A 15,776-nucleotide genomic window follows, 5' to 3' on the forward strand; every position below is an offset into this window, starting at 1 on the left:
CGCCGACCCACCGCGCCGCACCCCCGACGCCGCGATCCGCCACGCCACGCCCGCGCCGCGCCGGAATCGGGTCGAGTCCAGCCCCGGCTCCCGGTACGCTCCGGGGGCATGGTCGCCCCCTCCGGATCCCCCCGCATGCCCGACAAGCCCACGCTCGACGGGCTGGAAGCGAAATGGTCGCGCGTCTGGGAAGAGACGGGCGTATACCGCTTCGACCGGAGCCGGACCCGCGCGGAGATCTACTCGATCGACACCCCGCCGCCCACGGTCAGCGGATCGTTGCACGTGGGACACGTGTTCTCGTACACCCACACCGACGCCGTCGCCCGCTACCGGCGGATGTGCGGACGCGAGGTCTTCTATCCGATGGGGTGGGACGACAACGGCCTGCCCACCGAGCGCCGGGTGCAGAACCACTTCGGCGTGCGCTGCGACCCCGCGCTGCCCTACGACGCCGACTTCGTGCCGCCCGAGCAGCCGGACGGGAAGTCGGACGACAAGCCGGACAAGAAGTCGGCCGGCCGGCAAATCCCCGTTTCCCGCCGGAACTTCATCGAACTCTGCGAGCAACTGACCCACGAGGACGAGAAGGCGTTCGAGGAACTGTGGCGGCTGCTCGGCTTGTCCGTCGACTGGACGATGACCTACCAGACCATCGACACGGCTTCGCGCACCGCCTCCCAGCGGGCCTTCCTGCGCAACCTGGAGCGCGGCGAGGCTTATCCGGCCGAGGCGCCCACGCTGTGGGACGTCACCTTCCGCACCGCGGTCGCCCAGGCCGAGTTGGAGGACCGGGAGCGTCCCGGTGCCTTCCACCGACTGGTGTTTCGCGGGCCGACCGGCGACGCGCTGGAAATCGCCACCACCCGGCCGGAGTTGTTGCCCGCGTGCGTCGCACTGGTCGCGCATCCCGACGACACGCGCTACGCCCACCTGTTCGGGAGCAGCGTGCGCACCCCCCTGTTCCGGGTGCCGGTGCCGGTCTACGCGCATCCGCTGGCCGACCCGGAGAAGGGTTCCGGGATCGCCATGGTGTGCACGTTCGGCGATACCACCGATGTCACCTGGTGGCGTGAACTACGTCTGAACACACGGGCCGTGCTCGGTCGGGACGGCCGCTTCCGGAGCGATCCACCGGCCGGGCTCGACACCCCCGAGGCGGTCCGCGCGTACGCCCGGCTGGCCGGCGCGACCGTGTTCACCGCGCGCGAGCGGATCGTGGCGATGTTGCGCGAGAGCGGCGAACTGGTCGGCGAACCGAAACCGATCACGCACGCGGTCAAGTTCTACGAGAAGGGCGACAAGCCGCTCGAAATCGTCACCACCCGGCAGTGGTACCTGCGCAACGGCGGGCGCGACGCGGACCTGCGCGACCGACTGCTGGCCCGAGGCGCCGAGTTGACCTGGCACCCCGCGCACATGAAGGTCCGCTACGACACCTGGGTCGAGGGCCTCAACGGCGACTGGCTGATCAGCCGGCAGCGCTTCTTCGGCGTCCCGGTGCCGCTGTGGTATCCGTTGGACGAGACCGGATCACCGCGCCACGACATGCCGTTGCGGCCGGCCGAGGCGGATCTGCCGATCGACCCGTATACCGACGTGCCGCCCGGCTACCGGGCGGAACAGCGGGGCGAGCCGGGCGGGTTCGTCGGCGACGCGGACGTGATGGACACGTGGGCGACGTCCTCGCTCACGCCGCAGATCGCGGGCGGTTGGGGGCGCGACGAGGATCTGTTCGCCCGGGTCTTCCCGATGGACCTGCGCCCACAGGCGCACGAGATCATCCGTACCTGGTTGTTCTCCGCCGTGGTGCGGGCGGATGCGGAGAACCACAGCCTGCCGTTCGCACACGCGGCGATCTCCGGTTGGATCCTGGACCCGGACCGCAAGAAGATGTCCAAGTCCAAGGGCAACGTGGTCACTCCGGTCGACCTGCTCGCGCAACACGGCTCGGACGCGGTGCGCTACTGGGCGGCGAGCGGCCGGCCCGGGGTGGACACCGCGTTCGACGTCGGCCAGATGAAGGTCGGCCGGCGGCTCGCGATCAAGCTGCTCAACGTCGGCCGGTTCGTGCTCTCGATCGGCGCGGCCCAGGCACCCGATGCCGCCCACGCGCCCGACGCGGCCGGGGCACCCGACCCGACCGAAGCCCCCGCGGCGGTGTGCGAACCGCTCGACCTGGCCCTGCTCGCCGAGTTGGCGGAGGTGGCCCGCGCGGCGACCGAGGCGTTCGAGGACTACGACTACGCCCGGGCGTTGGCGCGCACCGAGCGGTTCTTCTGGTACTTCTGCGACGACTACGTCGAGTTGGTCAAGGCCCGTGCGTACGGCGAGGCCGGTTCGCCGGCGGGTGCCGAGTCGGCTCGGGCCACACTCGCGAGTGCGCTGTCCGTACTGCTGCGACTGCTCGCGCCGGTGTTGCCGTTCGCGACCGAGGAGGTGTGGTCGTGGTGGCAGCCCGGCTCGGTGCATCGGGCGGGTTGGCCCGCGCCGCAACCACCGGCGGCCGACCGGGCGTTGCCGGGCATCGCGTCCGAACTGATCGCCGGCGTGCGCAAGGCCAAGTCCGCCGCGCAGGTCTCGATGCGTGCCGAGGTGGCGGTGCTCACGGTCACCGGCGACCCGGCCGACCTGGCCCGGGTGGCCCTGATCGAGACGGACCTGCGCGCGGCCGGACACATCGCCCGTATCGATCCGGTGCCGGCGGAGGGCCCGCTCATGGTGGAGGTCGGCCTCCGGGGATGATCACCGACCGGGTTCGACGGCCATAATCATTGACTCGGCCAAGCACCCGTAGTACCCGTTGGCCATGACCACCGAGCACGCCGAGCCGCACGCCGAGCAGGCTGCCGCAGATCCGGCCGAGCAGCACACCGCGGACCACATCGAGCACCACCCCGACGACCGGTTCCACCCCCCGACCAGCGACGACCCGTACTGGTCGGAGACCTCCTGGTTCACCTTCACGGTGCCGCACAAGCGGCTGTCCGGACAGCTCTATCCGTTCTTCCGGGCGAACCAGGGGGTCGCGGCGGGTGGCGCGTACTTCTGGGACGACAGTGGGCAACACCCGCACGAGGCGGTCTACGCCAAGAACTTCTGGCACCTGCCGATCCCGGACCAGGACCTGACCGACCTGCGCATGCCGAACGGGTTCCGGGTGCGCTGCGTGCGGCCGCAGGCGGTGTACGAGATCGGCTACGACGATCCGGACGGCGGCGACGAGATCCACGTCGACCTGACCTTCACCGGGGTGCTGCCGCCGCACTACCTCGGGGACAAGCACGTGGACCAGCCCGGGCGGTACACCGGCACGGTGGTGCTGCGCGGCGAGGAGATCGCGGTCGACTCGTACGGCTTCCGGGACCGTTCGTGGGGGCCGCGTTCGCAGTTCGGTCCGGGCCTGATGCAGTCGCCCGCCAAGCGCGGCGGCTACAGCTACGCGACCGCCTCCGCGCGGGACGCCTTCCACAGCATCACCCTGGATTTCGGCTCGGGCTGCGTGTCCATCCACGGCTACCTGCTCCGCGACGGCACCTGGGCCAAGCTGGCCAAGGGGCGCCGCGAGGTGGTCGAACGCGACGACGCCACCGGCTGGGCGACCCGGATCGTCCTGGACGGCGTCGACGAACTCGGCCGCGAACTGCACGCCGAGGGGCGCATGCACAACCGGCTCGGCTTCTTCCTGAACCCGAATCTGTTCACCGTCAACGGCCTCACCGAGTGGACCTTCGACGGGGTCACCGCGTGGGGCGAGGACCACGAGAACTTCTCCGCCGCCGAGATCCGTCGGCACAGCCGCGCCTGGCGCGAGCGCTGACGCCGGTGATGTCGGTGTCGCGCCTGCTCGTCCGGTGAGCCGGCGAGCACGCCCCACATGTGACGTTGTCCACCCGATCCGGGCTTGAAGTTAGGCAAGCCTCACCTCTAGGTTGCGGAGTAGGACAAGGCAAGGCTTGCCTAATAACGGAAGCCTGCCTTCCGCTCTCTCCACAGCCCGAAAGGCCGCCGGATGCGTCTGCGTCGAACAAGCTTGAAGGTGGCCGCGGCCGTCCTCGCCATCACCGCGTTCGCCACGGCGTGCGGCGACGACGACAAGAAGTCCGACGGCAAGGCCGACCAGGCCCCGGCCGGTTCGGTGCTGCCCGCCACCGTGGACACCACGATGGGCAAGGTCACCGTCAAGGACGCGAGCCGGATCGTGCCGCTCGGCGGCGACATCGCGCAGACCGTGTACGCCCTGGGCCTGGCCCCGAACGTGGTCGGCGTGGACACCTCCGGCGCCGTCCTGCCGGAGAGCAAGGGCAAGCCGACCTTCGGCAACTCGCGCGGCCTCAACCCCGAGGGCATCCTCGCCCAGCGGCCCACCGTCGCCATCGGCAGCGCCTCGGTCGGCCCGCGCACCGCGATCGACCAGCTCAAGGCGGCCGGCGTACCGATCGTGCTGATCCCGGACAGCAGCAAGCCCGAGGACGCGATCACCCGGATCACCACCATCGCCACCGCGCTGGGCGTGCCGGACAAGGGCAAGACGCTGGCCGACCGGACCGCCGGCGAGATCGCCACGGCCAAGGCCAAGGGCGCGCAGGCCACCACCAAGCCGCGCGTGGCGTTCCTCTACATCCGCGGGCAGGCCAACCTGTACCAGATCGGCGGCAAGGGCCTGGGCCCGGACAGCATGATCACCGCGGCCGGCGGCATCGACACCGGCACCGAGCTGGGCGTCGAGATGTCCGCCGCGCTGACCCCCGAGGCGATGGTCTCGGCCAAGCCCGACGTCATCCTGGTCTTCCAGAAGGGCCTGGAGTCGGTCGGCGGCGTCGACGGCGTGCTCAAGCTGCCCGGTGTCGCCCAGACGCCCGCCGGCCAGAACCGCAAGGTCGTCGCGATGGACGACCTCGAACTGGGCGGCGGTGGCCCGACCGCGGGCGTCGCGCTGAACAAGCTCGTCGATCTGCTGCATGGCTAGGGACGGCCGGGCCGCGGCCCGCCGACCGCAAGCGCCGGACGGGCCGTGCCGGCCCGCCCGGCGCTTGCGCACGAACAACGGGAAGGGACGGGGGAGACCGTGGCAACGGTGACGGAGCGTCAAGAACCCGCGGACGAACCGCACTCACTGCCGCCGGTGGTCGAACTCGCGAAAACGACCACCCCGGTTCCCCCCGCGGCCTCGACGACCGCGGCGACCCCGGTCACCGCCGCGCCGCGTCGGCACGGCCGTTGGCTGATGCCGACCCTGTTGTTGCTGCTCCTGGTCACGAGCATCGTCTCGGCCGGCATGGGGGCCTTCGACATCCCCTCCGACCAGGTGCTCTCCTCGGCGCTGCGACATCTGGGCCTGGACGTCGGCCACGTCTCACAGGCCAACGAGGCGGTGTTGTGGAACATCCGCTTCCCGCGCATCGTGCTGGGCATCATGGTCGGCGCGTGCCTGGGCTGCGCCGGGGCCGCGATGCAGGGCGTGTTCGGCAACCCGCTCGCCGAGCCCGGCGTGATCGGCGTGTCCTCCGGCGCGGCCCTGGGCGCGGTCGGCGCGATCGTGCTGGGCGTGTCCACGTTCGGCTCCTGGACGGTGACCGCGTTCGCCTTCGCCGGGGGCCTGCTCACCACGCTGTTCGTCTATCTGCTCTCGCGTGCGGACGGCCGCACCGAGGTGGTCACCCTGGTGCTGACCGGCATCGCGATCAACGCGCTGGCCGGCGCCGCGATCGGGCTGTTCACCTTCGTCGCCGACGACGCCGAACTGCGCAGCATCACCTTCTGGAACCTGGGCAGCGTCGGCGGCGCGAGCTGGAAGATCATCGGCGCGCTCGCGCCGTTCGCGCTCGTCGGCCTGCTGATCCTGCCCCGGTACGCCCGCGCGCTCGACATCATGGCGCTCGGCGAACGCGGCGCCCGACACCTGGGTGTGGACACCGAACGGGTGCGCATCGTGGTGGTCGTGCTCAGTGCCACCCTGGTCGGCGCGGCCGTCGCCGCAGCCGGCGTGATCACCTTCGTCGGCCTGGTCGTTCCGCACATCATCCGGCTGATCGCCGGCCCGCGACACCGGCTGCTGCTGCCCGCGAGCGCCGTGCTCGGCGCGCTGGTCACCGTCGGTGCGGACCTCGCGGCGCGCACCATCGCGATGCCCAAGGAGGTTCCGCTCGGCGTGCTCACCGCGCTGATCGGCGCCCCGTTCTTCCTGTGGCTGCTGCGCAGGACCCGTTCCCGGCAAGGAGGTTGGGCCTGATGAGGCTGCTCGCCCGGAACCGGACCGCGGCGCTTGCGAGCGCGCCCGAAATCGGCAGGATCGGCGTCGAAGCGGAGGATGTCACCTATGGCATCGCCGGCCGCAACCTGGTCGACGGCGTCTCGTTGACCGTGCGCCACGGCGAGATCGTCGCGGTGCTCGGTCCCAACGGCGCGGGCAAGTCCACCCTGCTCGGCCTGCTCACCGGCGACCTGACGCCGCATCACGGCACCGTGCGGATCGCCGATCGGGCGTTGGCCGACTACTCGCAGCGCGATCTGGCGCTGCGTCGCGGGGTGTTGCCGCAGAGCGTCACGCTGTCCTTCCCGTTCACCGTGGACGAGGTGGTCCGGATGGGCCGCGCGCCGCACGCGGGGCTGCCGAGCGACGAGTCCGAGGACACGATCGTGGCCCGGTGCCTGGCCGAGACGGACGTGGCGCACCTGGCCGACCGGGTCTACCCGTCGTTGTCCGGCGGCGAGCGGGCCCGGGTCTCGCTGGCCCGGGTGCTCGCGCAGGGCGCGCCCGTACTCTTCCTCGACGAGCCCACCGCCGCCCTGGACCTCAAGCACACCGAGGACGTGCTGCGGCTGGCCCGGGACCGGGCCCGTCGAGGCGACGCGGTGGTGATCGTGCTGCACGACCTCAACCTGGCCGCCGCCTACGCGGACCGGATCGCCCTGCTCGCCCGGGGCCGCCTGGTCGGGTGCGGCCCGCCGGAAGAGGTGTGCACCGCGCCGGTGTTGACCGAGCTGTACGGCCATCCCGTGGACGTGCTGCGTCGACCGGGCACGGACGAACTGCTGATCCTGCCGTCGCGCTGACGCCGCCGGCGGGGCGCCCCGGGAGGCGGCGCCCGGGGGCGGCGGGCGCCGGGCCTTGATCGGCACCGCCGCAGGTGCGGTGCCCGGCGCGACAGCGCTACGGGTGCAGTGCCTTGTGCAGCGCCGCGAAGGAGCCCGAGGCGCACTCCGCGCAGCGCGGGACCAGGTCCACGAAGCTCATGAAGCCGTGCACCATGTCCTCGAACAGCTCGCACTCCACCGTGCCGCCCGCCGCGCGCAGCCGCTCGGCGAAGTCCGCGCCCTCGTCGCGCAGCGGATCGTGACCGGCCAGGACCACGTGCGCCGGGGCCAGGCCGGACAGGTCCTCGATGGTGCCGATCGCGGCGTACGGGCCCAGTTCGTCGAGTCCGCGTCCGCCGAGATAGTGCGCCATGAACCAGGCGATCGAGGCGGCCGAGAGCAGCGGCGCGTGCGCGTTCTCGATCCGTGACGCGGTGCCCTCGACGCCCGTTGCCGGATACCACAACATCTGCAACGCCGGTTGGGGAAGGCCGTGTTCGCGTGCCAGCAGGCAGGTGGTCGCGGACAGGGTGGCGCCCGCGCTGTCCCCGGCCAGCGCGATCCGGCTCGGATCGACGCCCCATTCGGCGGCGTGGTCGAGCACCCACCGGTAGGCGGCGAGGGCGTCCTCGATCGCGGCCGGGAACGGGTGTTCCGGGGCGAGCCGATAGTCCACCGAGATCACCACACACTCGGCGTGCCGGGCGATCCGCCGGGCCAGCGCGTCGTGGCTGTCCAGGCCGCCGATCACGAATCCGCCGCCGTGGAAGAACACGGTCACCGGCAGATCGGGCTCCGCCGAGGGCCGGTACACCCGCACGGGCCGGTCGTCCTCGGCGCCCGCGATGGTGCGATCCTCGACCCGGGCCAGCTCGGTCATCACCGGCAGCAGCCCGATTCCGGCGTCGATGGTCGCCCGCGCGCCGGCCGCGTCGCCCACGAACAGATCCTCCGGCATGAGACTCAACAACTCCACGAGCTGCGGATCGATCGACACGGTGTTCCCTCTCCGTCACCCACATACCGGCCGGTACGGAATGTACGACGCATGCCTCGTGGGCGGAACCCACACGGCGGCCCTCCCGGGGCTCAGACCGCAGCGTCCGGCGAGCGCCGACCCAGGATCGAGTCCAACGGTCGCAACGCCGCGTCCGGCGCCAAGCGCCCGGCCACCCGCAGGAGTCCGTCCCGGATCGCCACGGCGCCCCGACCCTCCCACTGTGCCATCGCCCCCAGCCGCCGCGACTTGCGCACCACCTCCGAGGTGTGTGCCAGCCGTCGCTTGGTGTACGCGGGCAGCGCGTCGGCCACCTTGCCGGCGGGCACGCCGGTGAGCACGTCGGCGAGTTCGATGGCGTCCTCCAACGCCTGATTGCCGCCCTGACCCAGGTTGGGCGTCATCGCGTGCGCCGCGTCGCCGATCAACACGACCCGCCCCCGGTGGTGCGCGGGCAGCGGCTCGGCCATTTCGTGCACGTCCAGGTGCAGGATCTGCTCGGGCGTCGCCGCCTCGATCAGTTGCCGGGTCGGCGCGTGGAAGTCGCGGTACAGGCGCAGCAGTTCGGCGCGCTCGTCGCCGTGCACGACACCGGCCGGGCGGTTCGCGGTCGCGTACCAGTACACCCGGCCGTCGGCCAGCGGCATCGAGCCGAAGACCAGGCCGCGGCCCCAGGTCTCGCCCGGTACGACCTCGACGTGCGGCACGATCGCACGCCAGGTGGTGAATCCGGCGTAGCGCGGACCGGGGTGCTCGGGGAACAGCGCGCCGCGGATCGGCGAGCGGATCCCGTCGGCGCCGACCACGAGGTCGGCGGTCAGGGTCTCGCCGGTCGTGGTGGTCACCGACGCGCGCCGGTCCGCGCCGCCCGGTCGCACGCCGGCCACCGTCGTGCCGGTGCGCAGCGCGTCGGCCGGCAGGCCCGCGAGCAACACCCGCATCAGCTCGGCCCGCGGCGCCACCACCATCGGCTCGCCGAAGCGCTCGACGAACGCCTCGGCGCTGGTGGGCGCGAGCACCCGCCCGTCCGGCCGACGCAGCGTCGCGGCGCCCCGGATCGCGGCCGAGTCGCGAAGTTGCCTGCCCGCGTCGACGGCGTCCAGCGCGCGCAGTCCGTTGGGGGCGACGGCGATGGCCGCGCCGATCGGCTCCAGGGTGGCGGCGCGTTCCAGGACGAGCACGGACCAGCCCCGGCGGTGCAGGGCGATCGCGGCGGTGAGTCCGCCGGGGCCGGCGCCGACGACGATCGCTTCGGGCTTGGTGACGGACATGGTTCCCCCGATGTCGATGCGGATGTCGGTGTCGACGTCCGCGCCTTCGCATCCACTACAGGTGTAGAGGCCGTGATGCCGACTCTACATCCGTAGTGGCCATTTCCTCTACGGTTGTAGTGGAGGTATCTCTACGGCCGTAGAGGGTGAATCTCTACAGCCGTAGCGGACGCATGGCAGGCTGGCCCGCGTGACCACCGCGAAGCGCACCAGCCCCGACCGTCCGGACCGCCTCGTCCTGATCGGCGACACCGCGATCCGCCTGCTCGTCGAGCGCGGCATGCGCGGCCTGACCCATCGCGCCGTCGACGAGAGCGCGGGGCTGCCGCCCGGATCGACGTCGTACTACGCGCGCACGCGCGCCGCGCTCCTGGAGGTGGCGCTCGCGCGGATGACCGTGCTGGAAGCGGGCGAGTTCGCGCCCATATTGGCCGACGGCGAGGTGCACCTCGCGCTGCCGGGCGACGTGGCGGGCGTCGCCGACCTGGTTGCGACGATCGTGAGCGCCGCGATCCGGAGCGGGCGGGACCAGAAGATCGCCCGCTACGAACTGGCCCTGGAGGCGACCCGCCGGTCCGAGCTGCGCACGATGTACGACGAGGCGGGCACCGCGTTCCGGGGCGCGGCGGTCGGCATGCTCGCCGCGCTCGGCTCGACGACGCCCGAGCGGCACGGCCGCTTCGTGGTCGCGTGGTGTGAGGGGGTGATGTTCGACGCGATCGCCGGCGCGGGCTGGGCGACGCCGCCGTCGCGGGCCGACATCCGGGTCGGGGTCGTCGAACTGCTCTCCGGGATGCTCGGAGTCGGTGACGCTCGGCGCGGCCCGGAAAGCCCCAACGAGTGACATGAGCGACTCACCGGATCGTTCGTGACCTCCTTGGTCAAAAGTCGTTTCATCCTGACTTAGTCTGTTCACTTGTGAGTAACGAGCACGTGCGCCAGAGGGGCGACAAGCACCACCGGGTAGGGGAGTCGCACTACCTCCCGGAGTCGGATCTCAAGGACAAGGGCCTGCGCCGAAATTCCATCGGTCTGCTCGGGAGCGTGGTCGTCGCCATCTCCACGGTGGCGCCCGTGTACACCCTCACCGGCGCGCTCGGGCCCACGGTCAACAAGGTCGGCACGCAGGCTCCGGCGATCTTCCTGGTCGGCTTCGTCCCGATGTTGCTCGTCGCGTTCGCGTACCGCGAGCTGAGCAAGGCGGTGCCGGACGCCGGTACCTCGTTCACCTGGACGGTCAAGGCGTTCGGCCCGCGCGTGGGCTGGATGTGCGGCTGGGGTCTGGTGATGGCGACCGTCATCGTGTTGTCCAACCTGGCCGGCATCGGTACGTCGTTCTTCTACCTCGCGCTCGGTGAGGCGTTCGACAGCGACTGGGTCCGGAACCTGGACGACAACAAGCTGGTGCACGTGCCCACGTGCCTGGCCTTCATCGCGATCGCCACCGCGATCAGCTATCGCGGGATGACCGTTACCAAGCGGGTCCAGTACGTGCTCGTGGCCCTGCAACTCGCGGTGCTCGCGTTGTTCGTCGTGATGGCGATCACCAAGGCCACGGCCGGCGACGTGCCCACGTCGATCCCGTTCTCCTGGGACTGGTTCAACCCGTTCTCCATCGACGGCGGCTTCACCGCGCTGACCGCGGGTCTGTCCTTGTCGATCTTCATGTACTGGGGCTGGGACACCGCCCTGAGCATCAACGAGGAGACCGCCGGCGGCCCCAAGGTGCCGGGCCGGGCCGCGATCATCTCGGTGTTGTTCATCGTGGTCGCCTACCTGATGACCGGTGTCGCGACGCTGATGTACGCGGGCACCGGGACCACCGGACTGGGCCTGAACAACGACGAGGACGACAACATCTTCGCCAAGCTGGCCGACCCGGTGATGGGTTCGGGCCTGGGCATCCTGATGTTCGTCGCGGTACTGGCCAGTTCGGTCGCCAGCCTCCAGACCACCTTCATCCCGGTCGCGCGCACGCTGTTGTCGATGAGCGCGTACGAGGCGGTGCCCAAGGTGTTCTCGCGCGTGCATCCCACCTTCAGGACACCGGGGTTCGCCACCATCTCGGCCGGCGTCGCGACCGGTGCGTTCTACACGATCATGACGATCCTGTCGGAGAACGTGCTCACCGACACGATCTACGCGCTGGGCCTGATGATCTGCTTCTACTACTCGCTGACCGCGTTCTCCTGCGTGTGGTACTTCCGCAAGGACCTCTCCCGCAACCTCCACGAGACGATGATCAAGGGCGTACTGCCCGCGCTCGGCGGCCTGATGCTGGGCGCGATCTTCCTCAAGACGCTGGTGGACGTGGCCGACCCGAACTACGGCGACGGCAACCGGGTGGCGGGCGTCGGCAGCGTCTTCATCATCGGCGTCGGCTTGCTGGTCCTCGGCGCGATCCTGATGGAACTCCAACGCCTCAAGAGTCCGGCCTTCTTCCGCGGCGAAGTCCTCAAACGCGACACCCCGGTCCTGGTCCCGGACGAAGACTGACACCCCGCCAGGAGTACAACTCCCGCAGCCGCCGACACCCCACCGGGCCCGAACTCCCGCTCAACCCTTGTTCGTCGCATGCGGACAGGGGTCGGCCGGCCCGGCGCGCCACAACGACCGCGGCGGAGCGAGCGAGGGCCGCAGCTCACCCGTCAGGGCGCAACCCGGCCCGATCGAACGACGCACACCCGCACCGGGTTTCCGGGGCCGTCAACGTCCGTCCCAGTCGCCGGCGAGGCGGGCCACCAACTCGCCATGGGGCGGCATCAGTTCTCTGTCGAAGCGGGTCGAGGGGCCGACCACCACGAGCGCGGCGATCGGCAGGCCGTCGGCGCCGCACAGCGCCGCACCGACGGCGCGTGTGCCGTCGGACACCTCGTTGTCGTTCAGGCCCCACCCGCGCTCTCGGGTGGCCCGAAGGGCCTGGTCGGTGAGTTCGGGATCGACGCGACGCCAGGCCGGCAATTGTTCCGCGGGCAGGCGGGCCGCGATCGCACGCAACGCCGAGCTCGACCTCGCCGGCATCTCCGAGCCGACGGTGACCGAGACGCGCAGCGTGTGACCGCTTTCGACGACATCGGCGATCAGGAGCCGATTGCCCTCCGGGACCACCAGCATCGCGGTCTCCCCGGTCGCGTCCCGGGCGGCCTCCAGCAACGGGCGGGCGCTCTCGGCGAGCGACATCGAGGAGGACTCGCGCAGCACCGCGAGCAGCTTGGGGGCGAGGTACCAGCGACCGTCCGCGGTGCGCTGCAGCCACCCCGCGGCGTTGAGGGTCACCGCGAGCCGATGAGCGGCACTCTTGTCGATCCCGGTGATCCGCGCGAGATCGCTGACCCCGGTCGGCTGCTGCCGGGCCACCTCTTCGAGAAGCCGGCACGCGTTCCGCACCGACCGGATTTCCTTGACCGAGGACACTAGGCGCTCCTATCCTCACCAGGAAACACAATCATGTTACATGGTAACACGATGAGGAGCGTCACCATGGGCGCCGACACCACCGGCACCGGCCTTCCCTGGGTCGAGGCGATCGCGGATTCCTTTCCCCGCCACTCGTTCGGCCGGTTCCACACCGTGCACCTCCCCGCGCTCGGTGCCGAACACCGCGACCTCTTCGTCGACGACCTCGACGGCGTGCCGCCACTGGCGTTCCGCCTCCCCGACGGTCGCGCCTACACGTGGATCGCGGGGCCGAAGGGGGTCGAGGCGGTCGAGGGCGACGCGGGCGCGGCCACCGTGATCGAACTCGACGAGCCCACCTTCTCCGAGTACGTCAACGAGCTCCTGACCGCCACCGGCTGTGTGCGGACCGAGCGCGCGGAGGTCGTGCGCGGCACCCTCCGGGACTGGAAACGGTGGGAGCCGGCCACCCGGGCCCTGCTGACCGGGCGGCCCATCTACACCAACGCCGTCCGGGAGACCCTGGTCGACCGCGACGGCAAACCGCTGGACCTGCGTCGCAGCTTCCCCGCCGACGGCAACCGCGAGGAGATGCGGCACTTCCTCGACACCACGGGCTTCCTGCACGTCAAGGGCGTCTATGCCGAGGCCGAGGTGGCCCGGTTCGCCGCGGAGGTCGAGCACGTACGCTCCCGAACCACCCCGGGCGACCGCTTCTCGTGGTGGTCGCTCAACGGCGACGGGGAAGAGGTCGTCACCCGGATCAACTACCTCGGTCGCCACTCCGAGGTACTCCAGGAGCTGTGTTTCGAGCCCCGCATGACCGAGCTCGCCCGCCTGGCCGACCCCGGGTTCCGCGTCTGTGACGATCGCCTCGACGGCCCGATGGTGTTCGTCAAGTCCTCCGACCTGGTCAAGGGCGACGGCAACCTGGGCTGGCACACCGACGACGGCATCGGCGGCCACCCCGCGCTGTGCCCGTTGATCCAGGCCGGCATCCAACTCGACCACGCCAACCCCGCCAACGGGCAACTCATGGTCCTGGCCGGCTCCCACCGCCACGCCAACCACTGGCTGAAGTGGGGCGAGGAGGGCGACCTGCCGGTGGTCAGGATCGAGACCGAGCCCGGGGACCTCACCCTGCACTTCGGCGACATCATGCACAGCACCCCGCCGCCGACCGGCCCGGGCGCCGGCCGCCGCGCGCTGTACTACAAGTTCTCCCAGGAGAAGACCTTCGAGTGGGTGCCGTCCGGCTGCCACTACAACGACGCCCTCTTCCATGCCGACAAAGCCGGAAGGATCGCCGCCCGCGCCGCGACCCAATAGGTACGCGTGTCCGGCCCTTCGGATGTCGGGGCGGGGTACGTGGTGAAGGGGCGCGGCGGCTCCGGACGACAAGACGTCACCGGGTCGGTGGTCGGTGCGGATGGGCAAGCGCCCGGTCGGGTGGCAAGTCACCGCGCCATGCCGACCGGGGCGCCCCACCCGCTCCGACGCGGGCTGCCGCACGTGGTGCTCAGCGCACGTGCTTGACCTTGACCACCAGGAGGGCCCCGACGATGCTGATCGCGGCCGCGACCTGGAACATCAGGTCGTAGCCGCCCGCGTCCACGATCCAGGACGCCACGAACGGGGCCGCGACCTGCGGGGCCGCGTTGGCGATGTTGAACACCGCGAGGCGGGTGACGGTGGGCCACCACATCGGGATCATCAGTGAGATGCCCGAGACGACGGCCCGAGAAATCCTCAACTACGTCCGCGCGGCGGAGCGCGGACTTGAACTGATCAAGAAGAAGCCGATCTGCTTGACCCTGATCGCCGAGTTGCAGGCCCCCCTTGTCAAGGGGACTCGAGGCGACAGCTACGACGCGGGTCGGCTACGCCAACGGCAGGTCTACATCGGCGAGCGGCATGGGGGGATCGAGCAAGCCCGCTTCGTACCGCCTCCGGGCGCTTCGAGTGATGGTCCCGTCCGGCCGGCGGCAAGTGCTCCGTTGGCCCGAACGGCCGAGACGTCAACCCCCCCGCTCGGTTCGCCGGTGGGGCTGACGTCGTCTCCGTCTCGGTCTACTCGGCGGACGACGGGTCCGGCCCCGCCGATCGACTGCTCGGCTTCAGCTGCCCGGACACCCGGCATCGTCCGCGATCATCGCAGCACCGATCCCGGCGAGTCTCACTCGCTTTCGGGCATCGAATGCCACACGGGTTCCCGCTCGCTGGGAATCTCCGGCCGGACTTCGAGGGCATTTCCCGACCCGGCTGCGGGCCTTGAAGCCGACATCCTCGTGGGTGCATTTCCGGTGCCGCCGCAGGGGGCTACTTGCCGGTCCCCGCCCGCGCGCGCCGGCCGGTTCGGGGGCGGTCGGCGCGCGCGGGGGAGGGGTGGCGGGTGTGCGCCGGGGTTGGTCAGCGGTTCTGGATGGCGTCCATGGCTACTGCGACGCTGATGGCGAGGCGGCGGTCCATGGTGGAGTCGGGGAGCTTGACCAGGTACTGGTCGCGGAGCTTCATCTGGCGCTCGACGGTCAGGACGGGCTTGCCGCTCTCGTCGACGAAGTCGAAGTGGTACGTGGGGGCCGGCAGCCAGGCGCCGACCACGGGTATGAACCCCCACACGCGGCGCAGGATCGCGCCGAAGAGGCTGCGCTCCTGGCCGACGGCCTTGGCGGCGTCCGGGCGTTCGAGGTTCCAGGTGGAACGCAGGAGGGACTTCTTGAAGTCCTTCGAGAACATGCCGAGGTTGGTGCCCTCGACGCCGGTCACGTCGTGCTGGGCGCGTACGTCGAGCATTTGGCGCGCCTTGAAGCGGGCGAGTTCGGTGGTCTTGGTGTCATCCGTGTAGAGGATGACCTCTTCCTTGAGCTTGCCGCGCTTTTGCTGTGCGAACGCGATCACCGGTCCGTGCTTCCCGTCCGGACCGACCAGGTGGACCACGTACTGGTTCACGATCGGGCGGAAATTCTGACGGATGATGAGCTGCGTTTCGTTCTGGAACGGCATGGTCATGGCGTGCGGGATCCCCCAGGGGTATG

At 70.7% G+C, this 15,776-nt stretch carries 13 protein-coding genes; 8 read left to right on the forward strand and 5 right to left on the reverse strand.

The genetic code is table 11. From position 1 onward, the window contains the following. Window positions 1-135 precede the first annotated feature (135 nt). The 5 genes from valS to ABZ374_RS25220 all read left to right on the forward strand — a co-directional run bounded on the left by valS (window position 136) and on the right by ABZ374_RS25220 (window position 7,056). Complete coding sequence (gene valS / locus ABZ374_RS25200) at window positions 136-2,745, forward strand: valine--tRNA ligase (protein ID WP_360314744.1); 2,610 nt, start codon at window positions 136-138, stop codon at window positions 2,743-2,745. A gap of 64 nt (window positions 2,746-2,809) precedes the next feature. Then, window positions 2,810-3,820, forward strand: a complete 1,011-nt coding sequence (locus ABZ374_RS25205; protein ID WP_360314746.1) for a hypothetical protein — start codon at window positions 2,810-2,812, stop codon at window positions 3,818-3,820. 219 nt (window positions 3,821-4,039) lie between these two features. After that, entirely contained in the window at window positions 4,040-4,969 is a 930-nt protein-coding gene (locus ABZ374_RS25210; protein ID WP_360314748.1) for an ABC transporter substrate-binding protein, read from the forward strand. 156 nt (window positions 4,970-5,125) lie between these two features. Next, on the forward strand, window positions 5,126-6,232 hold the full coding sequence (locus ABZ374_RS25215; RefSeq protein ID WP_360314900.1) for an iron ABC transporter permease: 1,107 nt from the start codon (window positions 5,126-5,128) through the stop codon (window positions 6,230-6,232). After that, a complete protein-coding gene (locus ABZ374_RS25220) occupies window positions 6,232-7,056 on the forward strand; it encodes a heme ABC transporter ATP-binding protein (RefSeq protein WP_360314750.1) in 825 nt (274 codons plus the stop codon). The genes ABZ374_RS25215 and ABZ374_RS25220 overlap by 1 nt, the downstream gene beginning before the upstream one ends. 97 nt (window positions 7,057-7,153) lie before the next feature. On the opposite strand, the gene ABZ374_RS25225 is transcribed toward ABZ374_RS25220, so the two are convergent. After that, window positions 7,154-8,074 carry an alpha/beta hydrolase gene (locus ABZ374_RS25225; protein ID WP_360314752.1) on the reverse strand — a complete coding sequence of 307 codons (921 nt, stop codon included), beginning with the start codon at window positions 8,072-8,074 and terminating at the stop codon, window positions 7,154-7,156. A gap of 92 nt (window positions 8,075-8,166) precedes the next feature. Beyond that, a complete protein-coding gene (locus tag ABZ374_RS25230; protein WP_360314754.1) occupies window positions 8,167-9,345 on the reverse strand; it encodes an FAD-dependent monooxygenase in 1,179 nt (392 codons plus the stop codon). 190 nt (window positions 9,346-9,535) lie between these two features. On the opposite strand from ABZ374_RS25230, the gene ABZ374_RS25235 reads away from it, so the two are divergent. Then, the gene (locus tag ABZ374_RS25235; protein WP_360314756.1) at window positions 9,536-10,189 is read left to right on the forward strand and encodes a TetR/AcrR family transcriptional regulator; all 654 of its coding nucleotides are present in this window, start codon (window positions 9,536-9,538) and stop codon (window positions 10,187-10,189) included. Between the two features lie 89 nt (window positions 10,190-10,278). Beyond that, on the forward strand, window positions 10,279-11,841 hold the full coding sequence (locus ABZ374_RS25240; protein ID WP_360314902.1) for an APC family permease: 1,563 nt from the start codon (window positions 10,279-10,281) through the stop codon (window positions 11,839-11,841). 210 nt (window positions 11,842-12,051) lie between these two features. Here the strand turns inward: ABZ374_RS25240 and ABZ374_RS25245 are convergent, their stop codons facing one another. After that, entirely contained in the window at window positions 12,052-12,759 is a 708-nt protein-coding gene (locus tag ABZ374_RS25245; RefSeq protein ID WP_360314758.1) for an IclR family transcriptional regulator, read from the reverse strand. A 51-nt stretch (window positions 12,760-12,810) separates the two neighbouring features. Between ABZ374_RS25245 and ABZ374_RS25250 the strand changes: the two genes are divergently transcribed. Beyond that, a complete protein-coding gene (locus ABZ374_RS25250) occupies window positions 12,811-14,070 on the forward strand; it encodes a phytanoyl-CoA dioxygenase family protein (protein WP_360314760.1) in 1,260 nt (419 codons plus the stop codon). Window positions 14,071-14,260: 190 nt separating this feature from the next. Here the strand turns inward: ABZ374_RS25250 and ABZ374_RS25255 are convergent, their stop codons facing one another. Further along, window positions 14,261-14,455 carry a hypothetical protein gene (locus ABZ374_RS25255; protein WP_360314762.1) on the reverse strand — a complete coding sequence of 65 codons (195 nt, stop codon included), beginning with the start codon at window positions 14,453-14,455 and terminating at the stop codon, window positions 14,261-14,263. A gap of 695 nt (window positions 14,456-15,150) precedes the next feature. Continuing rightward, window positions 15,151-15,750, reverse strand: a complete 600-nt coding sequence (locus ABZ374_RS25260; protein WP_360314764.1) for a hypothetical protein — start codon at window positions 15,748-15,750, stop codon at window positions 15,151-15,153. Between the last annotated feature and the right edge of the window lie 26 nt (window positions 15,751-15,776).

The organism is Embleya sp. NPDC005971, assembly GCF_040629175.1.
Classification (GTDB): Bacteria; Actinomycetota; Actinomycetes; order Streptomycetales; family Streptomycetaceae; genus Embleya.